Origin of the sequence: Oligoflexus tunisiensis (genome assembly GCF_001748245.1) — a bacterium.
GTDB lineage: Bacteria > Bdellovibrionota_B > Oligoflexia > Oligoflexales > Oligoflexaceae > Oligoflexus > Oligoflexus tunisiensis.
In genome coordinates this window covers 7014783-7028421 of the sequence record NZ_BDFO01000001.1, presented here as the reverse complement: position 1 = coordinate 7028421, position 13639 = coordinate 7014783, and the positions used below count along the sequence as shown (strand labels likewise).

The following is a 13639-nucleotide window of genomic DNA, read 5'->3' as shown; positions in this document are numbered from 1 at the left end:
AGTCCCCAATGTACGAAAAGCTCGAATCCATTGAACACCGCTTTGTGGAAATCGACTCCCTTATGTCCCGCGATGGATTGAGTGGAGCGGAGATTACCAAACTTTCCCGGGAACGCGCGGGCTATTCCGAAATTGTCTCAGCCTATCGCGAATACAAAAAACTCAAAAGTGATCGGGATGCCGCCCGGCAGATGCTGAATGATGAGCCGGATGCGGAATTGCGTGCCATGGCCAAGGAGGAGCTGGAAACACTCGAATTGCGCCTCGTGGAAGTGGAAAAGGAGCTCCAGATCCTCACGCTGCCCAAGGATCCCAATGACGATCGCAACGTGATTCTTGAGGTACGCGCCGGGACCGGCGGGGAGGAGGCTTCGCTGTTTGCCGCCGACCTGATGCGCATGTATACGCGTTTTGCCGATAAGAACGGCTGGAAGACCGAACTCATGTCGGTGACCGAATCGGCCACCGGGGGTTACAAGGAAGCCATCATACTTATCAAAGGCGACAAGGTGTTCCGCCGCTTGAAATTCGAAGCCGGTGTGCACCGCGTGCAGCGTGTGCCGGCCACGGAAGCCCAGGGTCGTATTCATACGAGCGCCTGTACCGTGGCTGTGTTGCCGGAAGCGGATGAGGTGGATGATGTGCCGATCGATTCCAAGGATCTGGAAATCACCCTCTGCCGCTCGTCAGGAGCCGGGGGCCAGCACGTGAACACCACGGACTCGGCCGTCCGTATTCTGCATAAGCCCTCGGGTCTTGTGGTGGAATGCCAGGATGAGCGTTCCCAGATCAAGAACCGGGAAAAGGCCATGAAGGTTCTGCGTTCCCGCCTTTTGGAAAAGGCCCAGCGGGAACAGCAGGAGGCGATCAGTGCCGACCGGAAAAGTCAGGTCGGGTCCGGTGACCGCAGTGAACGCATTCGCACCTATAACTTTCCACAAAGCCGCGTGACGGATCACCGCATCAACCTCACCCTTTATAAATTGGGTGAAGTGATGGAAGGAGATCTTGCCGAGATCGTCGATGCTCTGGCAGCTTATCATCAGACCGAACTCCTCAAGAATGAACTGGAAAGAGTGCAAGGCGTATCATGAGCGAACAGATCTGGACCATCAAGGATGTGATCGACTGGTCAATTCCCTTTCTCAAGGAAAAGGGTTCACCGAGCGCGCGGCTGGATGCCGAGCTCTTGCTCTGTGATGTCCTGGCCTGTCGGCGCCTTGATCTTTATCTGGATCATCATAAACCCTTGAACAATGACGAACGCAGTGCATTCCGCGACCGCATTCGCCGGCGTTCCCAGGGTGAGCCTGTGGCCTATATCCTGGGGCGCAAGGAATTCCACGGGCACGAGTTCAGGGTCGGCCCGGCGACTTTGATTCCCCGTCCGGAAACGGAGCATCTCGTGGAGCTCGTTCTGAACAGCTTCCCGGATGATACCGAAGTCACCGGCCTTGACGTCGGCACCGGCACCGGCTGCATAGCCATCAGTCTGAAAAAAGCCCGTCCGCACTGGAATCTCACCGCCTGGGATATCAGCCGCGACGCCCTGCAGGTGGCCGCGCAGAATGCCGAAAAACTTGAGGCCCCGATTACCCTCGAACACAAGGATGCGCTCAAGGATCAAAGTTGGGCCGAAGCGCGGCAGGCCTTTGATTTCATAGCCTCGAATCCCCCATACATCGCGCCCGCCGAGCGGACCGAACTGCCTGTTTCCGTGGTGCGGTTTGAACCGGCTCTGGCTCTTTTTGCCGATGAAAGCGGGCTGATTTTTTACCGAACGCTTGCTCAAAAGGCCGCGCAGAGTCTGCGGAAGGGCGGCAAAATTTTCCTTGAAATCGGCTCCAGCCAGGCTTCTGATGTATGCTTATTACTAGAGGAATCCGGCTGGCAGAACATCGCCGTGCATCAGGATCTGGCAGGCCTGGATCGGGTGGTCACCGCGACAGCACCTCTCACTTAAGCTCCAGTTTAGGAAGGCTGTTACGAGCGATGGTCGATCAGCATCAGTACTCCTGGCCACTCTTCCGTCGTTTTCTGACCCTGTGCCTTGGTGTGGGCACAGTGCTCGTGCTTTTGACCTATCTCTACCGCGCGGTGATGATCGGTCTTGTCGCCAGTGCCATCATCTCCTATATCTCCTCCCCCGGTATCAATTATCTCTGTGAGCGGCTGCCGTTCACACGCAAGACGCTGGTGGCCATTTTGATTTTTCTGGTCGTCACGATCTGCACCCTGGCTGCTGTGCTGGGCATCCCCTATATCTATCAGGAGCTGGTGAATATTGTGCAGATGATCCCGGCGGCCATGGCCTATGGGGAGCGTCTGGCCAAACCCTTGATCGACTGGGCCCGGCATTCGCAGATTGTGCCCGATGAAACCATCGAGGCCGGCTTTCGGAAGATGAATCTCGTTCAGCATTTGGTAGGTGCGTCGGATACCATGCAAGGCCTCTTCTCACGCACGCCCAAGGTGCTGGAAATTGCTTTCAACCTCGCGATGATCCCTCTCTTCACTTACATGATGCTGGCCGACAAGGATGATCTCAGAAGTCTTGTCAAAAACTGGACGCCGAAGGACCTGCACCCTTTGATACGCGTGTTCATTGCCCGGATCGATTCGGTGCTGCGCGCGGTGGTGAAGGGACAGTTTCTGGTCGCGTTTGTGCTCAGCATTTTTTATATGGCCGGCTTCAGCCTGATCGATCTGCCCTCCGGCATTGCCATCGGTGCCATCGCCGGGATCTGCCGCGTGGTGCCTTACTTTGATGTGCTGGTCGGTCTTATGCTCAGCTCGATCGTGATTCTGACCCAGGGCAGCGGCATCGCCGTCTTCATCGGTGTCTTGATTGTGATCGCCGTGGTGCAATCACTCGATGGAATGATTATCACCCCGCGCATCATCGGTGATCGCGCGGGGCTGCATCCTATCGTGGTGATCGCTTCTGTGTTTTCCTTTGGCCACTGGTTCGGCCTTTTGGGGGTCCTCCTCGCTGTCCCGGCTGTGGCGGCTTCCGTTGTGGCCTTGCAGATTTGTCTGCCTTACCTGCAAAACTCGCCATTTTATCGCCTGCCGCCCTCTTGAGGGCCGAACTTGGGGCGATGATCAGCACAAAATTAATTTTATCCTTCTCGATCCTGGCCAGGTTTTCCAGCTTGTCAAGATGCACGGCCTCATCCGGGCCGCTGATATCAAAGACCATCAGCGCCCGCCGATCCACACCTAATACTTTCATACAGCTGGCTATCAGCGACAGACGACGGTAAGGTGTATCCAGGATGACGAGAGGAAAATCCACATCGCTGTAATGGGCGAGCCAGGCGTCCCGCTCCTCGGGTTCACGCGGCGGAAAGCCCAGATACAGAAAGGGCCCGTTGAGAAATGGGCAGATGGAAAGTGCGGCCGTCACAGAACTGGGACCGGGGATGGGCGCAACCTGGGCGCCCACGATATAGGCGGCCTCGAGGAGCTTTTTGCCAGGATCAGCCAAAGTGGGTGTGCCCTGGTCGCTCATGAAAACCACGGTCTGTCCGGCTTTTAGAGCTTTTTTGACGGCATCAACGGTATCCTGTTCGAGATGCTCAGTCAAACGAAGGTAGTCACGATGGATGGAAGCGGCCTTGAGTGTCTGACGGGCGACCTTGTCCTCTTCAAAGACGATCAAGTCAGCCGCGCGAAGAGCCTCTAAACTGCGGGTTGGAATATCGTTTGGGTTTCCAAGTGCATTGGCTGCCATTATGAGCTTGCCGCTCGGGCTTTCGGAATGTGGTGCAATCACGGGGAGCGTCCTTTCCGGTTCAACTGAAGTCCAGCCTTGGGAAATTCCTGGGTTTATGGTAATGGAACTGTTTCCGCGTGTGTCGAGTAACATATTCTCGTGGAGTTGAAAAGCTCACGGGAATCAGCCAGAGATAGGGCTATATCGATCGATGAGTCGGCTGAGTCAAGCAAAAGTCCCTGAACATGTCGCCATCATTATGGATGGCAATGGCCGTTGGGCCCAAGGGCAGGGCAAAGCCCGGGTATACGGTCATCAAAGTGGCGCGCAGCGGGTGCGTGATGTGGTTGAAGCTGCTGGCAAGGCCGGCGTCAAAGTTTTGACACTTTATGCGTTTAGCGAGGAAAACTGGCGAAGACCGGTTGACGAAGTCAATGCGCTCTTCTCGCTGCTCGTTTCCTATCTCAAACAGGAAATCGATCAGTTGCACGAAAACAAGGTGCGTCTGCGCAGTATCGGTTTCACGGATAAGCTGCCAGACGATTGTCAGGAATGGCTCAAACTCGTGGAAGCCAAAACCCGTGACAATGATGGTCTGCAGCTTGTGCTCGCGCTCAGCTACAGCGGTCGTTCGGATCTTGTCCGCGCCATGCAAAAAATTGCGGCGGCGGTGCAGGAAGGTCGCCTGCAGCCCGATGCCATCGGCGAGCAGGTGATCAGCGAGAACTTGAGCACCCAGGGTTTGCCCGAGCCTGACCTTCTGATTCGCACCAGTGGTGAGCAGCGTCTCTCCAATTTCCTGCTTTGGGAAATGGCCTATACCGAATTCTATTTTACCAAAGTGCATTGGCCGGAATTCAGCCGTGAACACCTGACGGAAGCGCTGCGTGAGTATGCGGATCGGGATCGCCGATTCGGTGCGGTGCGAATGGATAAACCTGTATGCTGAAGACTCGTGTGATCACGGCCGTCGTCGCTCTGCTCGTCATGCTCTCTGTGTTCCTGCTCGGCAATGCTCATACCATGCGAATGTTCTTTACGCTGCTCGTGGGCATTGGCACCTTTGAAATCTCAGGAATGATTTTCCCGCGCATTTACACTCTTTTCAGCGCCAATCATGAAGCCACGCCGCCTCGTCTTCTGCAACCGCTCGTCATCGGCATGTCCTGCGTGCTCTTCGCAGCCAGCGCCTATACGCAGGGCTATGGGGTGAGCGTGATGATGCTGGGACTGCTCGGCAGTCTTCTGTTTGGAATTTTCATTGCACCCGAGATCGACCTTTCCTTCGGCGCTGGTGCCGGCATCCTGGTTTGCCTTGTCTATGGTGCTTTTCCCTGGCTCGCCATCTGGGAGCTTTACAAACTCGCACCAGATTCCCGCTATATTTTCCTGATGTGCACGATCGTCTGGTGTGGTGACACGGGGGCATATTTTGCGGGTCGATCGCTGGGCAAACATAAATTGGCACCAAGGATGTCGCCCAATAAAACCTGGGAAGGTTCCATTGGAGGCATTATCGCCAGTGTTGTGGGAGCCGCTGTTTTTAAAAGCTTTTATCCTGAACAGATGGTGGATTGGCCGATCATTCTGATTTGCGCTGTTTTGGGTGGAGCCCTTGGGCAGCTTGGTGACCTTGCAGAATCGACCTTTAAACGCTTTTCTGGAGTCAAAGACTCAGGCAAAATCTTTCCTGGGCATGGTGGCTTCCTCGATCGTGTTGACGGATTACTCTTTGCGGCCCCTGCCATCTGGTTTATACTGTATCAATTTGGCATTTAAAGCCTGGAGCAGGATCTATGGAGTTTTTATCGCAACCCGTGATCGCTGTGATCCTGTTGCTCGGAATACTGGTCGTAGTTCACGAAGCGGGACACTTTATCGTTGGCAAGCTGTGCAAAATCCCGGTTGAAATCTTTTCCATCGGCTTTGGTCCCACCATCATTGGTTTTCAGATTCGTGAAACTCATTATCGTTTGAGTCTGATTCCGCTCGGCGGCTTTGTGAAATTCTATGGTACGGTTCCCTCGGAGGAAGTGCCGGAAGCCTTGAAAGGCCGTGAATTTTACAATGCCTCGATTCCTGCCCGACTGGCGACTATCGCCGCGGGTCCGATCGCCAACCTCATCCTTGCGGTGGTGGCTTACGCGGGTTTGGTTTCCTATGGTTTAAAACTGCCGCCAGCCCTGGTCGGTGAAATCATTCCAGACAGTCCTGCAGAACGTGCCGGTCTTCAGTTTGGCGACATGATTACCGCCATCAACAATGAACCCATCGAATCCTGGCGCGATGTGCAGTCCTTGATCAGCGGCGCGGCCAATGAAACATTGAATCTGAAGATCAAGCGGGATCAGCAGGAGTTGGCTGTCACCGTTTCTCCGGAAAGCGTGAAAGAGGATGACATGCCTGGCACCAAGGGACGCATCGGCATCTCGCCGAATCTGGTCCCGAGCACGGTGACCCGCGTGAATGATGAGGGTGTGTTGAGCGGAGCCGGACTGCAAACCGGCGATCGTTTGCTGCGTGTGGAAATGAATGGCACCAGCACCGAAGTCAAATACTGGCGCCAGGTGCTCGGTTTCTTCGCGCAGTTCAAGGAACCTCTGGCGGCTCCGCAGGAACTGAATCTCATCGTTCGCACGGAAGATCCGACGAAGCCGGAGGATCCCATGCCGGAACGCAGCCTGAAGATCACGCTGCCTGCAGGCTTTCAGTGGGATGCCGGCAAGGTTGAGGACATTCTTGGTGTATCTCACGCACAGCTGACGATTTTCAAAAGTGAAGAGCCCGTGGCGCATCTGCAGCCCGGTGATATGATCCTCGAATGGGATGGCAAGCCGGTGCAGTCGGCCTTTGATTTAAGCGAGGTGATCAGCGACAACCGTCGTCCTCAGGCGGATCTGAAAATTCTGCGCAAGGGAGTCGTGGAGAATATCACGGTGCCTCTGAAAGGCGTGGAAGTCCAGCGGGTCGAAGGCAAGGTGACGCTTTATACCCTGCCTGTTCAATTCTGGGGCGGTCTCGAAAGTCCGGAATTTGTCGAGCAGCGCTATACCAATCCGGTCCAGGCCCTTTGGTACGGCTTGGAGGAGACCGGCGCCACGACCAAGGCGATCGCCAAAGGTATCGGCGCCCTCTTCACGGGTGAATTGCCTCTGGCCGCTCTGAGTGGACCCATTGGAATTGCCAAGGTTGCCTCCGATTCCGTGCGCCTCGGCTGGCAGATCTTTTTCAATTCCCTGGCCGTGATCAGCATCAACCTCGCGCTGATCAACCTGATCCCGATTCCTGTCCTGGACGGCGGACAGATGGTACTGATCGGAGCCGAGGCGGGACTCAGGCGCCGTGTCTCCGAAGCCGCGATCGAGAATTATCAGAAGCTGGGCTTTATGATGGTGCTGGCTTTGGTCGTGATTGCGACCTACAATGATCTCGGTCGCTTTTGGGCATCGATGCTCAAAGGCGTCAGTTCCATGTTTTAAGGACAGCGTCCGTGCTCACTCTTTTGCTTGACACCAGTCTGAAAGGACCACTCCTGGCTCTTGCTGATGCCGGCAGCGGTCGTCTTTTGGATGCGGAGATCAGAAATAATCCCCAGGAAGCCGCCGCGGACCTGCCACGTCTGGTCCAGGACCTTTTGACCCGGCAACACAAAAGCTGGAATCAAATTGAAGGCATCATCGTCGGAACCGGCCCGGGTTCCTTCACGGGGATTAAAATCGGTCTGGCCTTTGTCTATGGCCTTCATCGCGCCAATCCACACCTGGGACTTTACGCAAGTTCGGCCCTGGGTTGCTTTGCACGCGTGGCCCTGGAGGCCAATACCTGGATGCTGCCGGCCACCGCCACTCACGGATACTTCGCCACAAGGTCGGAAGTGGGCGTGGTCAATCTGGAATTGGAGCGCATCAGTCTCGAAGTGCCGGGACAGGAGCCACGTTCCCTGACGGAGCCAGGTGCGGCACGCGTCGGCTGTCTGGGAGATTGGCCACGTTTGAATGACTTGGGGCGTCGTACGGGTATTCTTATTCATGGCTCGCCCATTGAGGCCCGGGCTTATGAAATGCTCAACGCCATGCTCCAGGACTTCATTGCAAATTCGCGCCGGCTGAGCGATGTTTTACCGATGCCGCAGTATTTACGTAAGTCAGCTCCGGAAGAGAAGGCTGAAAAAAAAGCTTGAGGGGAACCGGAATGGATCAACTCGGTCGACTCGTGAATTTTCGTCTGATAGGTAGGCCTATGAAAACTCTTGGCGCCAAGCGCAAACTGGGGGGAGCGATTTATATCCTCCCGAATCTGATCACCACGGGCAATCTGTTCTTCGGTTTCTTTTCGATTGTCAAAGGGCTGCAGGGCAATTTCCTCTGGGCTTCCGGTGCCATTCTTCTGGCTGCCATCTTCGATGTCCTCGATGGTCGTGTGGCGCGCATCACCAACAGCACGAGTGAATTCGGTGTGCAGTACGATTCGCTCTGCGATTTGATTTCATTCGGTGCGGCTCCGGCTCTGCTGATGTATAAGGCGGGTCTCTCGGAAGCCGGGCGCCTCGGTTGGATCGTGTGTTTCATGTTCCTCGCCTGCGGGGCCCTGCGTCTCGCCCGTTTCAATGTTCAAAGCTCCATCGGCAAGGCCTCGGGTGATTTTACCGGTCTGCCGATTCCGATGGCGGCGGGCGTGGTGGCCTGTTTTGTGGCGCTTTGGATGGAATTTGAAACCAAGCCCAGTGATTTTCTCGTGCTTTTCTGGATTGAAAGCCTGATCCAGAACTCCGTGTTCCGTCAGTGGTTCTTTGCCATCACCGGCCTTTTGCTGGCCATGGCCATGGTCACCAACATTCCCTATCGATCTCATAAAACCCTTAACATCCGTGGGATAAAACCATTCAGACTCCTGGTATTGGCCGTGGCCATGGTCGCTTTGATTGCAACGCAACCCGAGATGTTTGGTTTTCTGATTTTCTTTGGTTATGCCCTGAGTGGTCCTTTGGAGTGGATCTTCGGGTGGACCAAAATTGTCGATGACGACGATATCTTTGAACAGGATGAACAAGGTTCCATTGAACCTTAAGTGAACGAGGACCCATGCGAAAGATCTGCCTGCTGGCCCTGCTGGCTCTGAATGCATTGGCGCCGCAGCTCCAAGCTCAGGATGATGATGCGGAACTTGGCAACCCGCCTCCGCCGGAGCCCGAGATTCCCGAATCCTCCATCATCGACGACAGCGATGATCCGGTTGAACCCGCTCAGCCCGAGCCATTGCCTCCCATACCGGCTCCGGCCCGTCCTCCGGTCGTGACGCAGGAGGTCCCTGAACCGCCGCCACCCCCGGCTGAACCCGCACCAGCGGAAGAATCCAGTTTCAGCCTGGTCGAAGGCCGGCGCCGTCCCGGGGCCACCTTTGGTTTTGGTGCCTTTCGGCCGGAAAGCATCGGCAAGTACAATCACTACGAATATCTGTATGGCAAGGAAAAGGTCGCGCCTTATTTCTACGGCGGTTACTACCTTTTCAGTTATTTCGTGGACATCGGTCTCGTGGGACGTGTCGGCTACTATCATGCCGAAGGTCATCCGCTGGCGGACCGCCCGGCCGAACTTCCGGTCAGCCGCGATCTTGAAACGGAGCGCAAGGACAATAACCAAAAGCTTGGGCTGACGCTTATTCCCACGCAGCTCTCCGCGGAGATCGCGATTTCACCTTTCAAAAAACGTTGGGTTGTCTTCCGTGGCTGGATGGGGATGGAATACCTTTACGTGCAGGAAACGGTCGAGCCCGATCTGCCTTCCACAGCCAAGACAAGCAGCGCCTCGACCTACACGAACTCCGGCTGGAATGAGGGGCTGGTCACAGGCGTCATGGCTTCCTTTAGTTTGACCGGCCTGGATTCACGTTCGGATAAGTCGCTGCGCTCGCTGGGCATCGACCGTTATTACCTCAGCCTTTTCGCCGAGAATATCACGACCACGAGCGACAAGTTCGGCAATTTCGACAGAAAGAATTATGGAATCGCCTTTAGCTTCGAAGGACTCCGCTGAAAGCGGGTCCCTCGCCCCATTCTTCACCTATCGCATGGACCTCGCCTACATCGGGAGTGCCTTTCAAGGCTGGCAAAGCCAGCCCAGTGGGCAGACTGTTCAGGACGTCCTGGAAAAGGCCCTGCGCACGGCTCTCAGGCAGGAGCTGCGGGTGATGGGCGCATCCCGCACGGATACGGGCGTTCATGCCGAACATCAGGTTGCGACCTTTCGCAGTCGTGAACCGATCAACTGCGAGCTGGTTCTGCGCTCGCTTCAGGCCCTCGTGCCCCCGACCATCGGCGTATTGGAACTCCGGCCCTGGGCCACTGATTTTCATCCGATCCTCTCGGCAAAAAGCAAGGTCTATCGTTATCGCATCTGGCTCGGAACGCCGCAAAATCCTTTTACCCGGCCTTATGTCTGGTCGATGCATCACGCGCTCGATCTTGCGGCTTTGGAAGAGGCGGCCCGGAATCTCCTCGGCACCCATGATTTTCGCAGTTTCTGCGCGAGCGATGCGAGTGTTGTCACTTATGATCGCACGATACTCGATGTGCGCTGGGTGCAGCGTGGTCCGCTTTTGGAATTTTACATCCTGGGTGACGGTTTTCTGAAGCAGATGGTGCGCAGTCTGGTGGGAACACTGGTTAAAGTTGGTCTTGGCAAGCTGAAGCCCGATGATATCAAAACCATCCTTTCAGCTCAGGATCGACGGCAGGCGGGGCAAACAGCGCCTGCGCATGGTCTCTCGCTGCTTCGCATCTTCTACGACGTGACGGAAAAGATTCCTGAGTCCCTGATCAGTTCGGGCTCTGAATTCGGCTTCTCTTTAAGTCTTTCTGAAAGTCCGGCTGGCGTCTGATCAAGGCCCTGCCTCGCCTCCTCCCGTTTTTCTCTTTTTTCCTGGTCCGCTTCCGGCCGCCTGCCCTTATAATGGTATATACCGATCCTTCGCAAACAAAGGGAGACTTATGGCCAAGAATAAGGGCTTGCTGGTGTTTTGGCTGTTTTTGCCAGGCATTCAGCTCCTGACCTCCTGCCAGCAGACCCATGCCGCAAAAGACCTGTCGCGCCACGATTCCGAAATTCGGCCGGGAGGCATGGAGGATGATAAGGTTCCCATGGACCTCTGGTCCCCCACAAGGCGCAAGGCGAATGCTTCATTTTACTACCTGACCGGGGAATATGAAGCGTTGAACCGCAATATGGGAAAAGCCCGCAAATTCCTGGAAAACGCCTATAATCTTGACCCCAATCCGTTTTTGGCCTCCAAGCTGATTGAGGCCAAAGCGAATGAAGACGTCGAGAGCGGACTGCATCTGGCCAGGAAAATGGTACTGCTCTATCCGAGTGATGGCGAAATTCAGCTGCTTTATGGTCGTCTGCTCTCGGCCGCGGGACAATTTGAAAAGGCTGAACAGCACATCCGTCTCGCCACCAAATACACGCCGCATCAGGTGGAAGCCTATGTCGTGCTTCTGCAGCTTCTTCAGGCTCAGCAGAAATACAAGGAAGCGGTCCCGATCGCCAAGGAAATGCTGCGCAATACTCCGGAATTTGCGGATGGCTGGATGCAGCTCGCGCGAATTTATCTGACCTTGAAACAAAAAAAGGAGGCGCTGGAACCCGCCCGACGTGCTTATGAACTGGATGGCAACGATCCGGAACGCGTGCATCTTTATGCGGTGGTCCTTGATGTCAATGGGGATTCAAAAAAGGCCATTGGACTCTATGAAGCGGTGCTGCGGCTCGATCCCACCAATGATGATCTGATCGCCCGGATGGTTGGTCACTACAAGCTGATCGGTTCCCTCGATGATGCTCTGAAGATGCTGCAAAAAGCGGAGAAAGAGGCCAAGCGTGAAGTGCCGGGCATCCGTCTGCAGATGGCTTTCATCTTTTGGGAAATGCAAAGATTCAAGGAAGCTTCCGAACTGCTTGATGAATTGGCTCAGCGCAACCCGCAGGCGGAACGCATCCTTTATATGTCAGGTCTTGGCCAGGAACGCACGCAGCAGTATGAACGGGCTCTCAAAACCTATCAGGGTTTTGACTCCAGCTCGGAATTTTACGTGCACTCCCGTTATCGCATGATTGAACTGCATCGCCGGGCCGGGCAAACGGAAGAGGCTTTGGCTGTGGTTCGCGAAGTGATCGACACCCAGGTGGATCGTTCGGTGGACTTCTATCCCCTGGGCGCCAACATCCTTGGCAATCGGCAGCGCTATGCGGAAGCCATCAAGCTGCTCGATGAAGGATTTCAAAAATATCCTGAACGCGTTGACCTGCTTTTTCTCAAGGCTGTGAATCTCGAGAAGACGGAGGAATTTGATGATTGCGTGGAAACGCTCAAACAGGTGATCAGCAAGGAGCCGGACCATGCGGCCGCGCACAATTACCTCGGCTACCTTTATGCAGAAAAAGGCATCAACCTTGAGGAAGCTGAATTCCACGTCAAGAAAGCGCTCGAAATCAAACCGGAGGACGGCTATTATCTGGACTCCCTGGGCTGGATCTATTTTCAGCAGGGGCATTACAAGAAGGCTCTGGACGTCCTTCTGCGGGCCAACGAGTTGGTGCCGGATGAGGCCGTGGTGCTCGAGCATCTGGGTGATACCTATGAGGTCCTTGGCGACATGAACAAAGCCCTGGAAATCTATGGCAAGGCGTCCAAAGCCAAAATGGAAGACAAGGATCGCCTTCGCATTCAGGAAAAGTATGAACGTGTCAAAAAGAAGATTTCATAGCCGTGCGGCCGCAGGGGCCTTGCTCCTGCTCGTTCCATCCTGTGCCACGACCCTGCCGAGCTACCGTGATGTCCAGCTGCCAGCCTACGCCAGCGCGATTTTTGTCGAGTGCGCCAGCACCAACGGGGCCCTGTCCTTTCAGGTGAACCGGGACGGCCAGATGCTGGAGGCCGCCGACCTGGAGTGGGCCGCGAAATCCAGCGGCGACTGGGGCCTGGCGAGTTACTCACCGTTCGGGCAGACCCTGTTTCAGATTCAATTCAATAAACAGAAGCAGACTTTCGAAACGACCGGACGCGGGGGGCCGTGGCTGGACGACGTGTCCATTAGCAAGGATGGTTTTCTGCGTTATAAAGGGCAAAAGCTCGGACTCAAGCCCGATGAATTTCCCTGTTTTTTCTCCGGACATTTGCCACGCAGTTGGTTACGCCAGGTGGTATCCTATACGACGGATACTGATAGTCTCCAGCTCACGATTCAGGACAAGGAACGCCTGACCAAGGTGCGCATTGCCAAACATGGCGGCTCGCTGCCCTGGACCTGGCAGGCGACGGCGACCTGGGACGTCTACTGGGGCCTGCGGCAGGAATCGGTGCAGCTGCAAAGCCACAAGGATGCCAGTGTGGTGTTAACGGCGGAAAATTTGCCGGGAATCGAATGCCGCTGGACACCGAAAGAGGAGGAGTGACATTGAAACTGCTCGAAGCTCTGGAAGATGCCGGCTATATCACCTCCACCAATGTGCGGATGCTCGGCATTTACGCGGAAAAATGGAAGGTCACGACCTACGAGGCTCTGCTCGAAACGCATATCATGGCCGAACATAGCCTGGCGGATGCCATCGCTGAAGTGTTCAAACTCGATCGGCTTTATAGTTTTGATGCCTCGGATGTCGACACCGAAGCTTTGGCCATGATCTCCTGGCCCGAGGCTCAGGAATACAAGTGCTTCATTCCCTATCGCGATGATGATGGAACGTTTCAGGTCTGCATGCTGGATCCCTGGGATGAAAAGGTCCTGCAATTTCTAGGGCAGCGCCTGCCGCGTTTTCGTCCTGTGATCATGGATCGGCGGATGATGTGTCGCTCGATTGAAGAGGCTTATCCTTTGGAACGCCAAATCCCAACACTCTTACAGCTCCCTTGAAAAGGAAGGATCCC

13 protein-coding genes and 1 pseudogene are annotated in these 13639 nt (G+C 55.3%); 13 read left to right on the top strand and 1 reads right to left on the bottom strand.

What is annotated here, in order from left to right; translation table 11 throughout:
* The first annotated feature begins 8 nt into the window (after nucleotides 1-8).
* The 3 genes from prfA to OLTU_RS29155 are packed head-to-tail and all read left to right on the top strand — an operon-like array spanning nucleotide 9 to nucleotide 3084.
* Nucleotides 9-1094: a peptide chain release factor 1 gene (gene prfA, locus OLTU_RS29165; protein ID WP_141736249.1), complete on the top strand. Its 1086-nt coding sequence runs from the start codon at nucleotides 9-11 to the stop codon at nucleotides 1092-1094.
* On the top strand, nucleotides 1091-1963 hold the full coding sequence (gene prmC / locus OLTU_RS29160; RefSeq protein WP_141736248.1) for a peptide chain release factor N(5)-glutamine methyltransferase: 873 nt from the start codon (nucleotides 1091-1093) through the stop codon (nucleotides 1961-1963). The genes prfA and prmC overlap by 4 nt, the downstream gene beginning before the upstream one ends.
* Before the next feature lie 29 nt (nucleotides 1964-1992).
* On the top strand, nucleotides 1993-3084 hold the full coding sequence (locus tag OLTU_RS29155; RefSeq protein WP_176737068.1) for an AI-2E family transporter: 1092 nt from the start codon (nucleotides 1993-1995) through the stop codon (nucleotides 3082-3084).
* A gap of 70 nt (nucleotides 3085-3154) precedes the next feature.
* On the opposite strand, the pseudogene OLTU_RS32795 reads toward OLTU_RS29155, so the two are convergent.
* Nucleotides 3155-3736 (bottom strand): annotated as a pseudogene (locus OLTU_RS32795) (SAM-dependent methyltransferase); the annotation flags it as partial.
* Nucleotides 3737-3929: 193 nt separating this feature from the next.
* Here OLTU_RS32795 and uppS point away from each other — a divergent pair.
* From uppS to OLTU_RS29100, 10 genes are all read left to right on the top strand, one after another.
* Complete coding sequence (gene uppS / locus OLTU_RS29145; RefSeq protein ID WP_141736245.1) at nucleotides 3930-4667, top strand: undecaprenyl pyrophosphate synthase; 738 nt, start codon at nucleotides 3930-3932, stop codon at nucleotides 4665-4667.
* On the top strand, nucleotides 4661-5497 hold the full coding sequence (locus tag OLTU_RS29140; RefSeq protein WP_141736244.1) for a phosphatidate cytidylyltransferase: 837 nt from the start codon (nucleotides 4661-4663) through the stop codon (nucleotides 5495-5497). Before uppS ends, OLTU_RS29140 begins: the two co-directional genes overlap by 7 nt.
* A 17-nt stretch (nucleotides 5498-5514) precedes the next feature.
* Nucleotides 5515-7197: a site-2 protease family protein gene (locus tag OLTU_RS29135; RefSeq protein WP_141736243.1), complete on the top strand. Its 1683-nt coding sequence runs from the start codon at nucleotides 5515-5517 to the stop codon at nucleotides 7195-7197.
* An 11-nt stretch (nucleotides 7198-7208) separates the two neighbouring features.
* Nucleotides 7209-7898 carry a tRNA threonylcarbamoyladenosine biosynthesis protein TsaB gene (locus OLTU_RS29130; RefSeq protein WP_176737067.1) on the top strand — a complete coding sequence of 230 codons (690 nt, stop codon included), beginning with the start codon at nucleotides 7209-7211 and terminating at the stop codon, nucleotides 7896-7898.
* A 59-nt stretch (nucleotides 7899-7957) separates the two neighbouring features.
* Nucleotides 7958-8785 carry a CDP-diacylglycerol--serine O-phosphatidyltransferase gene (pssA, locus tag OLTU_RS29125; RefSeq protein ID WP_141736241.1) on the top strand — a complete coding sequence of 276 codons (828 nt, stop codon included), beginning with the start codon at nucleotides 7958-7960 and terminating at the stop codon, nucleotides 8783-8785.
* A gap of 14 nt (nucleotides 8786-8799) precedes the next feature.
* Nucleotides 8800-9750 (top strand): hypothetical protein, encoded by a 951-nt coding sequence (locus OLTU_RS29120; RefSeq protein ID WP_141736240.1) that lies wholly within the window; start codon nucleotides 8800-8802, stop codon nucleotides 9748-9750.
* A complete protein-coding gene (truA, locus tag OLTU_RS29115; RefSeq protein ID WP_141736239.1) occupies nucleotides 9716-10594 on the top strand; it encodes a tRNA pseudouridine(38-40) synthase TruA in 879 nt (292 codons plus the stop codon). The genes OLTU_RS29120 and truA overlap by 35 nt, the downstream gene beginning before the upstream one ends.
* Nucleotides 10595-10703: 109 nt before the next feature.
* Complete coding sequence (locus OLTU_RS29110) at nucleotides 10704-12479, top strand: tetratricopeptide repeat protein (RefSeq protein ID WP_141736238.1); 1776 nt, start codon at nucleotides 10704-10706, stop codon at nucleotides 12477-12479.
* Nucleotides 12457-13167, top strand: coding sequence for a hypothetical protein (locus OLTU_RS29105; RefSeq protein ID WP_141736237.1), 711 nt, complete (start codon nucleotides 12457-12459; stop codon nucleotides 13165-13167). Before OLTU_RS29110 ends, OLTU_RS29105 begins: the two co-directional genes overlap by 23 nt.
* A gap of 2 nt (nucleotides 13168-13169) precedes the next feature.
* Nucleotides 13170-13625, top strand: coding sequence for a GspE/PulE/PilB domain-containing protein (locus tag OLTU_RS29100; RefSeq protein WP_176737066.1), 456 nt, complete (start codon nucleotides 13170-13172; stop codon nucleotides 13623-13625).
* Nucleotides 13626-13639: the final 14 nt, after the last annotated feature.